Annotated in this window: 15 protein-coding genes; 8 read left to right on the top strand and 7 right to left on the bottom strand. The window is 67.2% G+C overall.

The window, feature by feature from the left end; genetic code table 11:
* The first annotated feature begins 61 nt into the window (after window positions 1-61).
* Together AADZ55_RS05485 and AADZ55_RS05480 are read left to right on the top strand one after the other, a co-directional pair.
* The gene (locus AADZ55_RS05485) at window positions 62-1,867 is read left to right on the top strand and encodes an acetyl/propionyl/methylcrotonyl-CoA carboxylase subunit alpha (protein ID WP_085323214.1); all 1,806 of its coding nucleotides are present in this window, start codon (window positions 62-64) and stop codon (window positions 1,865-1,867) included.
* Between the two features lie 224 nt (window positions 1,868-2,091).
* Entirely contained in the window at window positions 2,092-2,499 is a 408-nt protein-coding gene (locus AADZ55_RS05480) for an STAS domain-containing protein (RefSeq protein WP_085323213.1), read from the top strand.
* Here the strand turns inward: AADZ55_RS05480 and AADZ55_RS05475 are convergent.
* Both AADZ55_RS05475 and AADZ55_RS05470 read right to left on the bottom strand, forming a co-directional pair.
* Entirely contained in the window at window positions 2,470-3,258 is a 789-nt protein-coding gene (locus AADZ55_RS05475) for an RNA polymerase sigma factor SigF (protein WP_085323212.1), read from the bottom strand. The two genes, AADZ55_RS05480 and AADZ55_RS05475, sit on opposite strands and share 30 nt — an antisense overlap.
* Window positions 3,255-3,692 (bottom strand): ATP-binding protein, encoded by a 438-nt coding sequence (locus AADZ55_RS05470; protein WP_085323437.1) that lies wholly within the window; start codon window positions 3,690-3,692, stop codon window positions 3,255-3,257. Before AADZ55_RS05470 ends, AADZ55_RS05475 begins: the two co-directional genes overlap by 4 nt.
* 107 nt (window positions 3,693-3,799) lie before the next feature.
* Between AADZ55_RS05470 and AADZ55_RS05465 the strand changes: the two genes are divergently transcribed.
* Window positions 3,800-3,949 (top strand): hypothetical protein, encoded by a 150-nt coding sequence (locus tag AADZ55_RS05465; protein WP_165759319.1) that lies wholly within the window; start codon window positions 3,800-3,802, stop codon window positions 3,947-3,949.
* Between the two features lie 131 nt (window positions 3,950-4,080).
* Here the strand turns inward: AADZ55_RS05465 and usfY are convergent, their stop codons facing one another.
* From usfY to AADZ55_RS05445, 4 genes are all read right to left on the bottom strand, one after another.
* Window positions 4,081-4,392, bottom strand: a complete 312-nt coding sequence (usfY, locus tag AADZ55_RS05460; protein WP_085323211.1) for a protein UsfY — start codon at window positions 4,390-4,392, stop codon at window positions 4,081-4,083.
* A gap of 117 nt (window positions 4,393-4,509) precedes the next feature.
* Window positions 4,510-4,878, bottom strand: coding sequence for a hypothetical protein (locus AADZ55_RS05455; RefSeq protein WP_085323210.1), 369 nt, complete (start codon window positions 4,876-4,878; stop codon window positions 4,510-4,512).
* A 73-nt stretch (window positions 4,879-4,951) separates the two neighbouring features.
* Window positions 4,952-6,301, bottom strand: coding sequence for an L-lysine 6-transaminase (gene lat, locus AADZ55_RS05450; RefSeq protein ID WP_085323209.1), 1,350 nt, complete (start codon window positions 6,299-6,301; stop codon window positions 4,952-4,954).
* Between the two features lie 51 nt (window positions 6,302-6,352).
* On the bottom strand, window positions 6,353-6,805 hold the full coding sequence (locus AADZ55_RS05445) for an Lrp/AsnC family transcriptional regulator (RefSeq protein WP_085323208.1): 453 nt from the start codon (window positions 6,803-6,805) through the stop codon (window positions 6,353-6,355).
* A 30-nt stretch (window positions 6,806-6,835) separates the two neighbouring features.
* Here AADZ55_RS05445 and AADZ55_RS05440 point away from each other — a divergent pair, with 30 nt between their 5' ends.
* Genes AADZ55_RS05440 through nei2 form a run of 5 tightly spaced genes read left to right on the top strand, consistent with a single transcriptional unit; the run spans window position 6,836 to window position 15,772 of the window.
* Window positions 6,836-8,101 (top strand): VOC family protein, encoded by a 1,266-nt coding sequence (locus AADZ55_RS05440; protein ID WP_085323207.1) that lies wholly within the window; start codon window positions 6,836-6,838, stop codon window positions 8,099-8,101.
* A 13-nt stretch (window positions 8,102-8,114) separates the two neighbouring features.
* Window positions 8,115-9,635, top strand: a complete 1,521-nt coding sequence (locus tag AADZ55_RS05435; protein WP_242669944.1) for an aldehyde dehydrogenase family protein — start codon at window positions 8,115-8,117, stop codon at window positions 9,633-9,635.
* Between the two features lie 48 nt (window positions 9,636-9,683).
* Complete coding sequence (locus AADZ55_RS05430; protein ID WP_085323206.1) at window positions 9,684-10,349, top strand: TetR/AcrR family transcriptional regulator; 666 nt, start codon at window positions 9,684-9,686, stop codon at window positions 10,347-10,349.
* A gap of 44 nt (window positions 10,350-10,393) precedes the next feature.
* Window positions 10,394-14,995 carry an ATP-dependent helicase gene (locus AADZ55_RS05425; protein ID WP_085323205.1) on the top strand — a complete coding sequence of 1,534 codons (4,602 nt, stop codon included), beginning with the start codon at window positions 10,394-10,396 and terminating at the stop codon, window positions 14,993-14,995.
* Window positions 14,996-14,998: 3 nt separating this feature from the next.
* Entirely contained in the window at window positions 14,999-15,772 is a 774-nt protein-coding gene (gene nei2 / locus AADZ55_RS05420; RefSeq protein ID WP_085323204.1) for an endonuclease VIII Nei2, read from the top strand.
* Here the strand turns inward: nei2 and AADZ55_RS05415 are convergent.
* Window positions 15,769-16,683, bottom strand: coding sequence for an alpha/beta hydrolase family esterase (locus AADZ55_RS05415; RefSeq protein WP_085323203.1), 915 nt, complete (start codon window positions 16,681-16,683; stop codon window positions 15,769-15,771). The two genes, nei2 and AADZ55_RS05415, sit on opposite strands and share 4 nt — an antisense overlap.
* Between the last annotated feature and the right edge of the window lie 19 nt (window positions 16,684-16,702).

The following is a 16,702-nucleotide window of genomic DNA, read 5'->3' as shown; positions in this document are numbered from 1 at the left end:
TTCCCCGACAAAGACTTGTAAGAAATTCTCTTAGAGACGAAACAGCCCTACAGGAGGCGCAGTGGCTAGTCACGCCAGCTCGAGGATCTCCAAGGTTCTCGTCGCCAATCGCGGCGAGATCGCAGTCCGGGTGATCCGGGGGGCCCGCGATGCCGGCCTGCCCAGCGTGGCCGTCTACGCCGAACCCGACGCCGAGGCTCCGCACGTTCGTCTGGCCGACGAGGCGTTCGCCCTGGGCGGTCAGACCTCGGCGGAGTCCTACCTCGACATCGCCAAGATCCTCGACGCGGCCGCCAAGTCCGGCGCCAACGCCATCCACCCCGGCTACGGCTTCCTGGCGGAGAACGCCGAGTTCGCCCAGGCCGTGATCGATGCCGGCCTGATCTGGATCGGCCCCAGCCCGCAGTCGATCCGTGACCTCGGCGACAAGGTCACCGCCCGTCACATCGCGGCCCGCGCCCAGGCTCCACTGGTGCCCGGGACCCCCGACCCGGTCAAGAACGCCGACGAGGTGGTGGCCTTCGCCCACGAGTACGGCGTGCCGATCGCGATCAAGGCGGCCTTCGGCGGCGGCGGCAAGGGCATGAAGGTGGCCCGCAGCATCGACGAGATCCCCGAACTGTTCGAGTCGGCCACCCGTGAGGCCGTCGCCGCGTTCGGCCGCGGCGAGTGCTTCGTGGAGCGCTACCTGGACAAACCCCGCCATGTCGAAGCGCAGGTGATCGCCGATCAGCACGGCAACGTCATCGTCGCCGGCACCCGGGACTGTTCATTGCAGCGCCGCTTCCAAAAGCTCGTCGAAGAGGCGCCGGCCCCGTTCCTGACGGACGCGCAGCGCAAGGAGATCCACGAATCGGCGAAACGGATCTGCAAAGAGGCCCACTACTACGGCGCCGGAACCGTCGAGTACCTGGTCGGCCAGGACGGACTGATTTCCTTCCTGGAGGTCAATACCCGCCTCCAGGTCGAACACCCGGTCACCGAGGAAACCGCGGGCATCGACTTGGTCCTGCAGCAGTTCAAGATCGCCAACGGCGAGAAGTTGGACCTGGCCGAGGACCCCACCCCCCGCGGGCATGCCATCGAATTCCGGATCAACGGCGAGGACGCGGGACGCAACTTCCTGCCCGCCCCCGGACCGGTGACGATGTTCCATCCGCCCAGCGGCCCGGGTGTGCGGGTGGATTCCGGTGTCGAAACCGGCTCGGTGATCGGTGGCCAATTCGACTCGATGCTGGCCAAGCTGATCGTGTACGGCGCCGACCGCACCGAGGCGCTGGCGCGGGCCCGACGCGCGCTGGACGAGTTCAAGGTCGAAGGCCTGGCCACCGTCATCCCGTTCCACCGCGCGGTGGTGTCCGACCCGGCATTCATCGGTGACGACAGCGGCTTCGCGGTACACACCCGCTGGATTGAGACCGAGTGGAACAACACCGTCGAACCCTTCACCGGCGGCGAACCGCTCGACGACGAGGACGCCCGGCCGCGGCAGAAGGTGGTCGTCGAAATCGATGGCCGGCGGATCGAGGTTTCGCTGCCCGCCGATCTCGCGCTGTCCAACGGCGGCGGTTGCGACCCGGTCGGTACGAGCGGTGTCGTTCGGCGCAAGCCCAAGCCACGTAAGCGGGGTGCGCACGCCGGCGCGGCCGCCTCGGGAGACGCGGTGACCGCACCTATGCAGGGCACCGTGGTGAAGGTAGCGGTCGAAGAAGGACAGGAGGTCGCAACCGGCGACCTCGTTGTGGTCCTTGAGGCGATGAAGATGGAGAACCCAGTCACCGCGCACAAGGACGGCACCATCACCGGACTGGCGGTCGAGGCCGGTGCCGCCATCACCCAAGGTACGGTGCTCGCCGAGATCAAGTAGCCCGGCAATCAGAACGCTGCCGGCTAACCAGGCAACGGCTGCTCCCATCTGACCAGTGATTCTGTGAATTAGATTGGAGAACGTTTGTCGACCTCGCACAGCGCGAGTAGGGTTTGAGGAAGGTTGAGTTCACAGCCGCCCGGGATTGCGTTGGCGAATTCGCTGCCACGAAAGGCTTTTCCGCGCGCCTGACGTAATCCACAGCAACGAATGCTCGTCAACTGATGGAGCCAACAATGCCTGTGACCCAATCTTGGCAAAAGAGCCACACCGCTGAGTTCACCGCCCGTTGGGGACCCTCAGTCGCTTTGGTCAGCGTATCCGGTGAGCTCGACGCCACCAACGCCGATCAGCTCGCCAACTACGTCCAGCGCTGCGCCCGGAATTGCAGCTGGCTGGTGCTGGATCTGCGTGGCGTGGATTTCATTGGTACTGCCGGCTTTTCGGCACTCCACCGGATCAACGTCATGTGCTCGGCCGCAGACGTGCACTGGGGAATGGTACCTAGCCAGGCAGTGTGCCGGCTATTGCGGATCTGCGACCCCGACGGCGCGCTGCCGACAGCGGAACCGGAAAACGGGGCCGGACAAAGACAGCCGCGGCTACTGAAGCTGATCCCGCAGTTGCGCTAGCGACTTCGCCAACAGCCGGGATACGTGCATCTGTGAGATGCCGACCCGCTCGGCGATCTGCGTTTGCGTCATCGACTCGAAGAACCTGAGCACCAACACCATTCGTTCCCGCTCGGGCAGTGCCTGGAGCAATGGACGAAGCGCCTCGCGATTCTCGATCTGGTCGAGACCCGCATCCACGTCACCCAGGGTGTCTGCGATTGCCCGGGCGGCGTCGTCGTCGCTGCCGCTACCACTGTCGATGGACAAGGTGTTGTAGGAACTGCCCGCCACCAGACCTTCGACAACCTCGGCGCGGTCCATCCCGAGTTCCACCGCGAGTTCCGATGCGGTGGGCGCACGCCCGAGCCGTTGCGACAGATCGGCGGTGGCGGCGCCCAGCCGCAGATGCAGTTCCTTAAGACGCCGGGGAACCTTGACCGACCAGCTGTTGTCGCGGAAGTGTCGTCGAACCTCGCCCATAATGGTCGGAACCGCGAAGGAGACGAAGTCGGATCCGGTCTCGACATCGAAGCGAACCACGGCGTTGACCAACCCGACCCGCGCGACCTGAACCAGGTCGTCGCGTGGTTCGCCGCGGCCCTCGAAACGGCGCGCGATGTGATCGGCCAGCGGCAAACACCGCTCCACGATCTTGTCCCGGTGCCGCTGGAATTCCAGCGAGTCGCCAGCGAAACCGGCCAGCTCACGAAACATCTCCGGAACGTCGGCGTATTCGCTATGTGGCGACGCAGAACCGCCGGCAGCGCGCGCCGTCACCGGGTGGAGGCCGCCCGTCGGGCGGTCAACGTGATGCCGAAGACACTGCCGGTTGCATCAGGCTGACGACCGTCGTGGAACGTCTGGACGTCATCAGCCAGCGAGGTCAGCACATGCCAGCTGAAGCTGCCCGGCGCCACCACGTCGTGGGTATCGCAGGCAGCAGAAGCCTCGACCACAAGTTCGTCGTCTCGCGGATCGACCACCAGGCTGAGGGTGGCGTTCGGCGAGGCCGAGCGGATCAACCGGGTGCACACCTCGTCAACCGCCAGCCTAAGGTCTGCCACCGCGTCGAAATCCAAGTCCTCGAAAGTACCGATGGCACCAACCAGGGTGCGCAGCAGCGCCAGGTTCTCCAGGCGTGCAGCAACATTCAGCTCAACGGCGCGGGCACCTCGTTGGCGTCTGTTGGTGCGCAGATCCGCATCGGTCATGTGGCCTCCCGGCAATCTTCGGTCGACACTACCCTCGCCCTGAGTCTCGCCCCGGGTCTCGCCTTCAAGCCGGTTGGTCATGATCGACACCGGGTATGCCACCGGACATGGACAAGACAGCCGTGACCGACCCGCTCCGGACGCGTCGACTCAAGCGCATCGCGGTGATCGCCGGGATAACCTTGGGCGCGTTGATCGTGGTCGCAGTAGGGATCTATGTCGGCGCCTTCGTGATTCTTTCCCCGATGATGGGGTAACCACGCTAACGCAACTTGGCCGGCATTCGTCATGGTGTAGACGTAATACCCGTTCCGAGCTACCAATAACCCCGCGACGTGGGGCTTTTCGCGAGATTTTTGGGCGCCGCGGGCGACCTGCGGTAACGGGACTAGCTGGCCAGCCGCTGCGGCCTGACTTCGGGATGTTCGGCGTACCAACGATTGGCGATTCTGCGTATCCGCCGATGCTCGAACGCCAGCCACGCCAACCCAACCACCGCAAGGGAAATCGCCACCACGCCAGAAGTCATGCCCTCGACGTGATGTCCGGTACCGAACGCCGCAAGAGATCCGACGCCGCCGATCACACCGGCAACGATCAAGAGGTACCCAGGCCAGTGCAGCACGTCGATCAGCGACTCGCCGGCAAGTGGCCGTGTCGTCCGCAGGTGGTCGACCGGGTCACGATAGGTGTCCCCCATGGCATCCTCCTTTCGTTCTATTCCGCCACTATCTGCCCATTACCAGGCATTACCATCAACGGTAGAACTCGTCGAACAGGTTGTGCAGGGATAGCTCCCAAAAAATCCGTCACGGCGTCATGACCAGGCGGCGATCGCGGGTACGCCCATGAAGAGCGTCAGCACCATCAGCGTCAACAAGAACCAGCCGGCACCGTGCCATCCCCACCAACTACCTTCCTCGCGCCACACCCGGTAAGTGCGCAGAAACGCCCACAGCCCGGTGGCGAACAGGATCAGCGGGCTCCCTAACGCCAGCAGGGTCCGCTGAGGCGGGCCGCAGGCCGCTGTGTCAACGCCGCTGCATGTGCTCACCCACAACGCGGCGATGACGAGAAAGCCGACCCCGGCACCCGCGGCCGCCACGGCGAACCGGGTCGCGGCATGGACCTCGCCGTCCTGCTGCCCCAAGCGATCACCGCGTGACGGCCCACGGACTTCGTGCATCGGCGAACCTCGAATCCTGGTCGTGGTACAGCATCCGCATACCCCCTCTGAGCAGAGGTAAACGGGGCGTTGCCTACGTCACCGCCGACAACGCGCTGCGCACCGCGGCCATCGCGGAGTCGATATCAGCACGCGAAACGGTCAGTGCGGGGCGGAACCGAACGCCGGTTGCACCGGCCGGCAGCACAATCACCGCGCGTTGCCACAACTGGCGGATCAACTCGTCGCGGTCGGCGGTGGTTGGCAGGCTGAACGCACACATCAGGCCCCGGCCGCGCGGATCGAGTACGACTGCCGGGAAGTCATCGGCGAGTTCGTCGAGCCGGCTGCGCAGATAGCTGCCTTGCTCGGCCGCCCGCTCGAACAGGCCCTCGGCTTCGATCACCTCCAGGATGCGGCGCGAGCGCACCATGTCGGCAAGGTTGCCGCCCCACGTCGAGTTGAGCCGTGACGGGACCGCGAACACATTGTCGGCGATCTCGTCGACCCGGCGACCGGCCATTACTCCGCAGACCTGCGTCTTCTTGCCAAACGCCACGACGTCGGGTTCGGCACTCAGTTGCTGGTAGGCCCAGGGGGTTCCGGTCAACCCGCAACCGGTCTGCACCTCGTCGAAGATCAGCAGTGCGTCGTATTCGTCGCACAGCTCGCGCATCGCAGCGAAGAACGCGGGCCGGAAATGCCGGTCACCCCCCTCCCCCTGGATGGGTTCGGCCACGAAGCACGCGATGTCGTGCGGGTGCCTCTCGAACGCCGCTCGGGCCTGGCGCAGCGACTCGGCTTCCAGCTCGTCCATCGCGGGCCCGTCCAGTCCGGGCCGCGTGTACGGCGCGTCGATGCGCGGCCAGTCGAACTTCGGGAAGCGAGCCGTAATGACCGGCTTGGTGTTGGTCAGCGAGAGGGTGTAGCCGCTGCGGCCGTGAAATGCTCCGCGCAGGTGGAGCACTTGAGCACCCAGTGCGGGGTCGATTCCATGTGCCTCGTTGTGCCTGCTTTTCCAGTCGAACGCGACTTTGAGCGCGTTCTCCACCGCCAGGGCGCCCCCTTCGACGAAGAACAGGTGCGGCAGTTCCGGGTCACCCAGGACGCGGGCGAAGGTCTCGACGAAGCGGGCCATCGCCACCGAGTACACGTCGGAATTGCTGGGCTTGTTCAGTGCGGCCGCCATGAGCTCGGCATGGAACTCCTCGTCGTCGGCCAGCGCCGGGTGATTCATACCCAGCGCCGACGATGCAACGAACGAGAACATGTCCAGATAGCGCCGACCCGTTCTAGCGTCGACCAGACATGAACCGACGGAACGGGTCAGATCGAGCACCATGTCGAAACCGTCGACCAGGATGCTGCGCCCCAGCACCTCATGGACTCGGTCCGGTTCTGGTTGCGTAACGGCAAGGCGAGTCGACTTCACGGCGGCGGTCATGACGCCATGATAGCGGGATTTTACGGAATCCTGACGCTCAGGCTGTATAAATTACGGTATATGCTGCCTATCGCTGTAAAAAGTGTTCAAAATGACCGTGCTTCGAGTCCGCACGTTCGCCGTGGTCCGGATCCGTTGCAGCAGATCCTCAAGCGCCCGGGCGGAAGCGACGCGCACCAGCAGGACGTAGCTCTCTTCGCCGGCCACCGAGTGACACGACTCGATCTGCTCGATATGTTCCAGCCGCGCGGGAGCATCATCTGGTTGAGACGGATCGAGAGGAGTGATGGCCACGAACGCCGACAGCACATACCCAACCGCCTCGGGGTTGATCCGGGCCGAATATCCCCGGACCACACCACGAGACTCCAGCCGACGCACCCGCGATTGGACCGCCGAGACCGACAGGCCGGCTCTGCTGGCCAACTCTGACAGCGTGGCACGTCCGTCGCTGACCAGCTCGCGCGCCAGAATTCGATCGATATCGTCGAGCGCCTCGTTCATGGCCGGAGACTATCGCAGCGGCAGCGCACTATGAGTCGGCCGAAAAAGGTGGCGACCTGGCAGCTGCGTGCGAGCTTCGCCGCTGGGCTGTCGGCCATGTATGCCGCCGAGGTTCCCGCCTACGGGACGCTGGTCGAGGTGAGCGCACAGGTCAACTCCGACTACGTGACGTGCCACCCGGGAGCCGAGCGGCTCGGCTCGCTTCAGCGAGTCACCGCCGAGCGCCACGGCGCCATCCGAGTGGGCAACCCGGCCGAACTTGCAGCCGTCGCCGACCTGTTCGCCGCCTTCGGGATGCTGCCGGTGGGCTACTACGACCTGCGCTGCGCTGACTCACCAATTCCGGTGGTGTCCACCGCTTTCCGCCCTATCGATGCAAACGAGCTGGCGCGCAACCCGTTTCGGGTGTTCACGTCGATGCTGGCGATCGAGGATCGGCGGTACTTCGATGCCAGCCTGCGCACCCGCGTGCAGGCCTTCCTCGAGCGTCGGCAACTCTTCAAACCCGCGTTGCTCGCCCAAGCCCGGACGATCGCGGCCGATGGCGGCTGCGACGCCGACGAGGCGCAGGCTTTCGTCGCTGCGGCGGTGGCAGCGTTCGCCCTGTCTCGGGAACCGATCGAAAAATCCTGGTACGACGAGTTGTCGCGGGTATCGGCGGTGGCCGCTGACATCGCTGGAGTCGGGTCCACGCACATCAACCATCTGACGCCTCGCGTGCTCGACATCGACGATCTGTACCGCCGGATGACCGAACGCGGCATCACCATGATCGACACCATCCAAGGGCCTCCCCGCACCGACGGACCCGATGTCCTGTTGCGGCAGACCTCATTTCGGGCGCTTGCCGAACCACGCATGTTTCGCGACGAGGACGGCACCCGCGCGCCGGGGGACCTGCGGGTGCGGTTCGGCGAGGTAGAGGCGCGCGGTGTCGCGTTGACCCCACGGGGGCGCGAACGCTACGACGCCGCGATGGCTCAGCTGGTCGGGGGCCGCGACCCGGCCCCGGTGGCCGCCGCAGTGTGGAACCGGTACTTCCCCTCAACCGATGAAGAGATGGCCAGCCAAGGCTTGGCGTACTACCGAGGCGGAGACCCGTCGGCACCCATCGTCTATGAAGACTTCCTGCCCGCTTCGGCGGCCGGCATCTTCCGCTCCAACCTGGACCGCGACTCGCAGACCGGTGACGGACCCGACGATTCCGGCTATGACATCGATTGGTTGGCCGGGGCCATCGGCCGCGACATTCACGATCCCTACGCGCTCTACGAAGCGATCTCTACGAAGCGATGAGGAGGAGCGGCGCATGACGTCCGACCAGTTGCGTGCCCGGGTGCTCGCCGCCTTCGAAGCGATCGGCGCCTCGAACGGATCAGGGGTCACCCTTGGCGAGCCGGGCAACCACGGCCTGCCCGCGAGCACACCGATCACCGGCGAGGTACTGTTCACCGTCGCGCCGACCACCTCGGAGCAGGCTGATCGCACGATCGCCGAGGCGGCCGGCACCTTTACGACATGGCGAAGCACCCCGGCCCCGCGGCGCGGCGCCCTGGTGGCCCGGCTCGGCGAGCTACTCACCGCACACCAGAACGACCTCGCGACACTGGTCACGATCGAAGCGGGCAAGATCACCTCCGAGGCACGCGGCGAAGTGCAGGAAATGATCGATATCTGCCAGTTCGCGGTCGGTCTGTCACGCCAGCTCTATGGCCGCACCATCGCTTCCGAGCGCCCAGGGCACCGGCTGCTGGAGACCTGGCATCCACTCGGGGTGGTGGGCGTGATCACCGCATTCAACTTCCCGGTCGCGGTCTGGGCGTGGAACGCCGCGGTGGCACTGGTCTGCGGCGACACGGTGGTGTGGAAGCCCTCGGAGTTGACGCCGTTGACGGCGCTGGCCTGCCAGGTGTTGCTCACCCGCGCCGCGGCCGATGTCGGTGCGCCTTCCGCGGTGGGCGGCCTGCTGCTGGGCGGCGCCGAGCTTGGTGCGCAACTCGTCGATGATCCGCGGGTTGCCTTGGTGTCGGCGACGGGTTCGGTGCGGATGGGCCAGCAGGTCGGTCCACGCGTTGCCCGGCGCTTCGGACGGGTGCTGCTGGAGTTGGGCGGCAATAACGCGGCAATTGTGGCGCCGTCGGCCGACCTGGAGCTGGCGGTGCGCGCCGTCGTGTTCGCCGCCGCCGGCACCGCCGGGCAACGCTGCACCAGCCTGCGCCGGCTGATTGTGCACCGCTCGGTGGCCGACAATGTGGTGACCCGCGTCGTCGCCGCCTATCGCCAGCTGGCGATCGGTGACCCGTCGGCCCCGGACACGCTGGTCGGCCCACTCATCCACGAAACCGCCTACCGCGACATGGTGGGAGCACTGGAACAGGCACTCGCCGACGGCGGCGAGGTCATCGGCGGTGACCGCCGCCAGGGCCCACCGGGCGCCTACTATGTCACGCCCGCTGTGGTCCGGATGCCCTCCCAGACGGCCATCGTGGCGACCGAAACGTTCGCACCGATCCTGTACGTACTAACCTACGACGACTTCCACGAGGCGATAGCGCTCAACAATGCTGTACCACAAGGACTTTCGTCGGCAATATTCACTACCGACCTGCGGGAGGCCGAGTGCTTCCTCGACGAATCCGACTGCGGTATCGCCAACGTCAACATCGGCACGTCGGGTGCGGAGATCGGCGGTGCCTTCGGCGGCGAAAAGGAGACCGGCGGCGGCCGCGAGTCCGGTTCGGACGCGTGGAAGGCATACATGCGCCGAGCCACCAACACCGTGAACTACTCGAGCGAGCTGCCACTGGCGCAGGGCGTGAAGTTCGGCTAACCGTGCGTCCTGCCGGTGCGTCCGGTCTCGGTGAGTAGTATCTGTCACATGGCGACAGCCAGAAGGCGGTTATCCCCAGAGGACCGCCGCGCTGAACTGCTCGCCCTGGGGGCGGAGGTCTTTGGGAAGCGGCCGTACGACGAGGTCCGCATCGACGAGATCGCCGAGCGAGCCGGGGTGTCGCGGGCACTGATGTATCACTACTTTCCGGACAAGCGCGCGTTCTTCGCCGCGGTCGTCAAGGACGAAGCCGACCGGCTGTACGCGGCCACCAACAAGCTGCCCGCCCCCGGGCTGACGATGTTCGAAGAGATTCGGACCGGCGTGCTGGCCTACATGGCCTATCACCAGCAGAACCCCGAGGCCGCGTGGGCCGCCTACGTCGGCTTGGGCCGGTCCGACCCGGTTCTGCTCGGCATCGACGACGAAGCCAAGAACCGCCAGATGGAACACATCATTTCCCGCATCGGCGAGGTCGTCAGCGGGATCCCGGGGAGCGCAACGCTGGAGCCGGAGGTCGAGCGTGACCTGCGGGTGATCATTTTCGGCTGGATCGCGTTCACCTTCGAGCTGTGCCGGCAGCGGATCATGGACCCGTCGACCGACGCGGAGCGGCTCGCCGACGCCTGCGCGCACGCGCTGCTGGACGCCATCTCCCGGGTGCCCGAGATTCCGCCCGAATTGGCCGAGGCGATGGCAACCGCGCGATTGTGAGCGGGGGGACGCTTTTTGTCGGTGCTTGTTGGCACGATGGCTAGGTGAGCTTCGCGCGGCCTGACGCGTCTGCTAGCGCCTCGGACCCTGGATCGCTGGGCCGATTCAGCGCGCTCACCCGCGATTGGTTCACCAGTACCTTCGCCGCGCCCACCAGCGCCCAGGCCAGCGCCTGGGCTGCGATCGCCGACGGCAATAACACGCTGGTCATCGCGCCTACCGGATCCGGGAAGACCCTGGCGGCGTTCCTGTGGGCCCTGGATAGCTTGGCGAGGTCGGGGCCCGGGTCGGACCGGGCGGCGGGCACCCGCGTGTTGTATGTGTCACCGCTCAAAGCGTTGGCCGTCGACGTCGAGCGCAACTTGCGCACCCCGCTGGCGGGGCTGACCCGACTCGCCGGGCGCCGCGACCTGTCCCCACCCCAGATCAGTGTGGGGGTCCGCTCCGGCGACACCCCACCCGCGCTGCGCCGCCAGCTGATCAGCCAGCCGCCCGACGTGCTGATCACCACCCCGGAGTCGCTGTTTCTGATGCTGACTTCGGCCGCGCGCGAGACCCTGGCCGGCGTCCAGACCGTCATCGTCGACGAGATTCACGCCATCGCCGCCACCAAACGCGGCGCACATCTGGCGCTGTCGCTGGAGCGGCTCGACGACCTGGCCGGAGAGCGCCGGGCCCAGCGCATCGGGCTGTCGGCGACCGTTCGTCCGCCCGAGGAGCTCGCGAGGTTCCTGTCCGGACAGTCCCCGACGACCATTGTGGCGCCCCCGGCAGCGAAGACCGTTGAGCTGTCCGTTCAGGTGCCGGTGCCCGACATGGCCAACTTGACGGACAACACCATCTGGCCGGACGTCGAGGCGCGGCTCGTTGACCTGATCGAATCGCACAGTTCGACCATCGTGTTCGCCAATTCGCGACGATTGGCTGAGCGACTTACCGCACGGCTCAACGAAATTCATGCCGAGCGTTGCGGCATTGAGCTCGCACCGGACGCCAACCAACAGGTCGCCGGTGGCGCCCCGGCGCAAATCATGGCGAGCGGCCAGACGTTCGGCGCGCCGCCGGTGCTGGCCCGCGCCCACCACGGCTCGGTCAGCAAGGAGCAACGCGCCGCCGTCGAAGAGGACCTCAAACGCGGACAACTCAAGGCGGTGGTGGCGACGTCGAGCCTGGAGCTGGGCATCGACATGGGCGCGGTCGATCTGGTGATCCAGGTGGAGGCGCCGCCGTCGGTGGCCAGCGGCCTGCAACGCATCGGGCGAGCCGGTCATCAGGTCGGCGAGGTTTCGCGGGGAGTGCTGTTTCCCAAACACCGCACCGACCTGATCGGCTGCGCGGTCAGCGTGCAGCGCATGCTTGCCGGCCAGATCGAAACCATGCGAGTGCCCGCCAACCCGCTCGACATCCTGGCGCAACATACGGTGGCGGCGGCCGCGCTGGAGCCGCTGGACGCCGATCGGTGGTTCGATACCGTGCGCCGCAGTGCCCCCTTCGCGACGCTGCCGCGCAGCCTCTTCGAGGCCACCCTAGACCTGCTGTCCGGCAAGTACCCGTCCACCGAGTTCGCCGAGCTGCGCCCACGGCTGGTCTACGACCGCGACAGCGCCCTTGGGGGCACGCTGACCGCGCGGCCCGGCGCGCAGCGACTGGCCGTCACTTCCGGCGGCGCCATCCCCGATCGTGGGCTGTTCGCCGTCTACCTAGCCACCGAGAAGCCCTCGCGGGTAGGCGAACTCGACGAGGAAATGGTTTATGAGTCCCGCCCCGGTGACGTGATCTCGCTGGGTGCCACCAGCTGGCGGATCACCGAGATCACCCACGACCGGGTGTTGGTGATCCCCGCGCCGGGCCAGCCGGCCCGGTTGCCGTTCTGGCGCGGCGACGATGTCGGCCGCCCCGCCGAGCTCGGCGCCGCACTGGGCGCGCTCACCGGCGAACTGGCCGGCCTGGACCGCGGCGTATTCGGAACGCGTTGCGCGGGTTTGGGTTTCGACGACTACGCCACCGACAACCTCTGGCGCCTGCTGGACGACCAACGTGGCGCTACCGGGGTGGTTCCCACCGACACCACGCTGCTGGTGGAGCGGTTCCGGGACGAGCTGGGCGATTGGCGGGTGATCCTGCACTCGCCGTACGGGTTGCGGGTACACGGTCCGCTGGCGCTGGCAGTCAGCCGACGGCTGCGCGACCGCTACGGCATCGACGAGAAACCGACCGCCTCCGACAGCGGCATCGTGGTGCGCCTGCCGGACACCGTGTCGGCTGGCGAGGACAACCCGCCGGGCGCCGAGTTGTTCGTTTTCGACGCCGACGAGATCGACCCGATCGTCACCGCCGAGGTGGGCGGTTCGGCACTGTTCGCGTCCCGGTTCCGGGAGTCGGCGGCCCGCGCCCTGCTGCTGCCCCGCCGGCACCCGGGCCGCCGCTCCCCGCTGTGGCAGCAGCGGCAGCGCGCCGCCCAGCTGCTGGAAGTGGCCCGCAAATACCCCGACTTCCCGATCGTGCTGGAGACCGTCCGCGAGTGCCTGCAGGACGTCTACGACGTCCCGACGTTGGTCGAACTGATGACGCGGGTCGCCCAGCGGCGGGTGCGGGTGCTCGAAGTCGAGACCGCCAAACCCTCCCCGTTTGCGGCGGCACTGTTGTTCGGTTACGTCGGCGCCTTCATGTACGAAGGCGACACCCCGCTGGCCGAGCGGCGTGCCGCCGCCTTGGCGCTGGATAGCACGTTGCTGGCCGAGCTGCTGGGCCGGGTGGAACTGCGCGAGCTACTCGATCCCGAGGTCATCGCCGCCACCGGCCGCCAGTTGCAGCACCTGTCGACCGACCGGGTCGCCCGCGACGCCGAAGGCGTTGCCGATCTGCTCCGACTGCTGGGTCCGCTCACCGAGGACGAGATCGCCGCCCGGTCGAGCGTGCCCGAGGTCGGCGGCTGGCTGGAGGGCTTGCGCGCCGCTAAACGCGCGCTCGCGGTGTCCTTCGCCGGCCGCGACTGGTGGGTTGCCGTCGAGGACATCGGCCGGCTGCGCGACGGCGTCGGCGCGGCGGTTCCGGTGGGCCTGCCGGCCAGCTTTACCGAGGCGGTCGCCGACCCGCTGGGCGAGCTGCTGGGCCGCTACGCACGCACCCACACACCGTTCAGCACGGGTGCGGCCGCCGCCCGGTTCGGCCTGGGCCTGCGGGTGACCGCGGACGTGCTGGGCCGGCTGGCCAGCGACGGCCGGCTGGTGCGCGGCGAGTTCGTCGACGCCGCGGGCACCAGCGAAGCCGGTGCCGAACAGTGGTGCGATGCCGACGTTTTGCGCATACTGCGGCGCCGTTCTCTGGCGGCGCTACGGGCCCAGGTCGAGCCGGTCAGCACCGCCGCCTACGGACGATTCCTGCCAGCCTGGCATCAGGTAGGCGCCACGGACTCGAGCCACGCCGGCGTTGCCGGGCTGGCCGCAGTCATCGATCAGCTCGCCGGCGTCCGGATACCGGCCTCCGCGCTCGAACCTCTGGTGCTCGCCCCGCGGATCCGCGACTACTCCCCGGCGATGCTCGACGAACTGCTCGCGAGCGGGGAGGTCACCTGGTCGGGTGCCGGGTCGATCTCGGGTAGCGACGGCTGGATCGCGTTACACCCGGCTGACACGGCACCGTTGACCATCGCCGCGCCGGTGGAGATCGATTTCACCGACGCGCACCGAGCGATCCTGGACAGCCTGGCCGGAGGCGGCGCGTACTTCTTCCGCCAGCTAACCCACGACGGCCTGACCGAAGCGGCACTCAAATCGGCTCTGTGGGAACTGATTTGGGCCGGTAGGGTGACCGGCGACACGTTTGCGCCGGTACGCGCGCTACTCGGCGGTGCGGGCACCCGCAAGCGTTCGGCCCCCGCACACCGAGGACATCGCCCGCCGCGCCTGAGCCGGTACAGCCTCAGGCACGCCCAAGCCCGCGGTGCGGACCCGACCGTCGCCGGAAGGTGGTCCGCGCTGCCGCTTCCCGAACCGGACTCCACGCTGCGGGCCCACTACCAGGCCGAGCTGCTGCTGAATCGCCACGGCGTGTTGACCAAAGGAGCGGTTGCCGCGGAGGGGGTGGCGGGCGGATTCGCGACCCTCTACAAGGTGCTCAGTGCGTTCGAGGATGCGGGCAGGTGCCAGCGTGGCTACTTCATCGAGTCGTTGGGGGGCGCTCAGTTCGCCGTCGCCGCCACGGTAGACCGGCTACGCGGCTACCTTGACGCCCCAGGCTGCATCCCCGACCCGGAACGGCCGCAGTACCGAACCGTCGTATTGGCCGCTGCCGACCCGGCCAACCCATATGGGGCGGCATTGCCGTGGCCAGCGTCGAGCGGTGACGCTACCGCCCGGCCGGGCCGCAAAGCCGGAGCACTCGTCGTGCTGGTGAACGGCCAGCTGGCATGGTTCCTGGAGCGCGGCGGGCGGTCACTGCTGACCTTCACCGACGATCCCGGGGTCAACCACGCGGCGGCTCTTGGGCTGGCCGACCTGGTCACCGCCAAGCGCGTCGCGTCGATCCTGGTGGAGCGCGTCGACGGAATGCCGGTGCTGCAGTCCGGCGGGCAGGACTCGACCGCACTGACGGGTCTGCTCGAAGCCGGCTTCGCCCGCACGCCACGCGGTTTGCGGCTGCGGTAGGCCATGCCCGAGGGTGACACCGTCTGGCACACCGCGGCGATCCTGCGGCGGCATCTGGCCGGTCGCCCATTGACACGGTGCGATATCCGAGTGCCCCGGTTTGCCACCGTCGACCTCACCGGCCAGGTGGTGGACGAGGTGCTCAGTCGGGGCAAGCATCTGTTCATCCGAGTCGGGACGGCCAGCATCCACTCCCATCTGAAGATGGACGGCGGTTGGAAGGTCGGCAACCGGTCGGTTCGGGTGGATCACCGGACGCGAATCATCTTGGAAGCCAACCAAGGAGAGGAGGCTATCCGAGCGGTCGGCGCCGACCTGGGCGTGTTGGAGGTCCTCGACCGGGACAATGACGGTACCGTCGTCGCGCACCTGGGGCCCGACCTGCTAGCCGACGATTGGGACCCGCAGCTTGCAGCCGCCAACCTGATCATTGCCCCCGACCGGCCCATCGCCGAGGCGCTACTCGACCAGCGGGTGATAGCCGGGATCGGCAACGTGTACTGCAACGAATTGTGTTTCGTCAGCGGACTTTTGCCGACCGCACCGGTCAGCGCGATCGACGACCCGCGCCGTCTGGTCACCCGCGCCCGAGACATGCTTTGGGCCAACCGGTGGCGTTGGAACCGCTGCACCACTGGCGATACCCGGGCCGGCAGACAACTGTGGGTCTACGGGCGGGCCGGTCGGGGTTGCCGTCGCTGCGGCACGCTGATCGCCTTCGACAACACCAACGAGCGGGTGCGGTACTGGTGCCCGGCCTGCCAACACGCGGCCTAATCGCGCCCGTGTGTGGCGAAGAACTGCGCAATGACTTGCGACCCGTCGAACGCGCGCGTGGTCGGCCCGATGACCGCCTTCGGCAGATACTGCTTGCCGCCCGGCCAGGTATGCCCGCCATTGTCGATCCGGTAGAAGATCACCTCGGTGCCGGCCACGCATGAGCTGGAATCGAATAGGTGCACAACGGTTCCGTCCCCGACGTTGGGTAGCACCTCCGCCGACGGATCGCCCGCACAGCCATCGACCGCCCGCCATCGGTCCACCATGCCCGCAACCGAGATGGAATGACTGAGCCCGCCGCGACCGCGCACCGACCCGCCTTTGAACGGAACCAGCGGGTCGGCGGTACCGTGTGCCTCCAGCACCGACACCGGCCGCGACGGGTTGCACTTCACACCTACCCCCAGGGTGCCCGCCACCGGCGCGATCGCGGCGAAGATGTCGGCGCGCTCACACGCCAACCGGTTGGACATGAAGCCTCCGTTGGACATGCCGGTGGCGAATACGTGCCCGGGAGCAATGTCGAAGTCGTGCACCAGCTTTCCTGCCAACGCGACCAGGAACCCGACGTCGTCGAGATGACGGCGGTCCGCCGGGGATGCCCCTCTCCCGTCGGCCCAGCTTTTGTCATAGCCGTCGGGATAGACGACTAGCAGGTCGGCGGTGTCGGCAACGGCGTCGAAATCGGTGAGGGCCTCCTGCCCGGCTCCGGTGCCGCCGCCACCGTGCAGGCTGATCACCAGCCCGGTGGGCTCAGCGGGAGGCACGTGCAAGCGATAACTTCGGGTCAGGCCTCCGAATTCGAACGTCCCAACCTGACTGCCGTCGCCAGCCAGCATTCGGCCTCCGCCGCACCCGCCCAGACAAGCCACGAGAACGGCAAGCGACAGCAATCGCGCCCAGGGCATATCGTCAAGGTACCGATCG

It is taken from the genome of Mycobacterium decipiens (assembly GCF_963853665.1).
GTDB classification, from domain to species: Bacteria; Actinomycetota; Actinomycetes; order Mycobacteriales; family Mycobacteriaceae; genus Mycobacterium; species Mycobacterium decipiens.
Note: the sequence above shows the minus strand (reverse complement) of the source record. Positions and strands in the feature narration are given on the sequence as shown.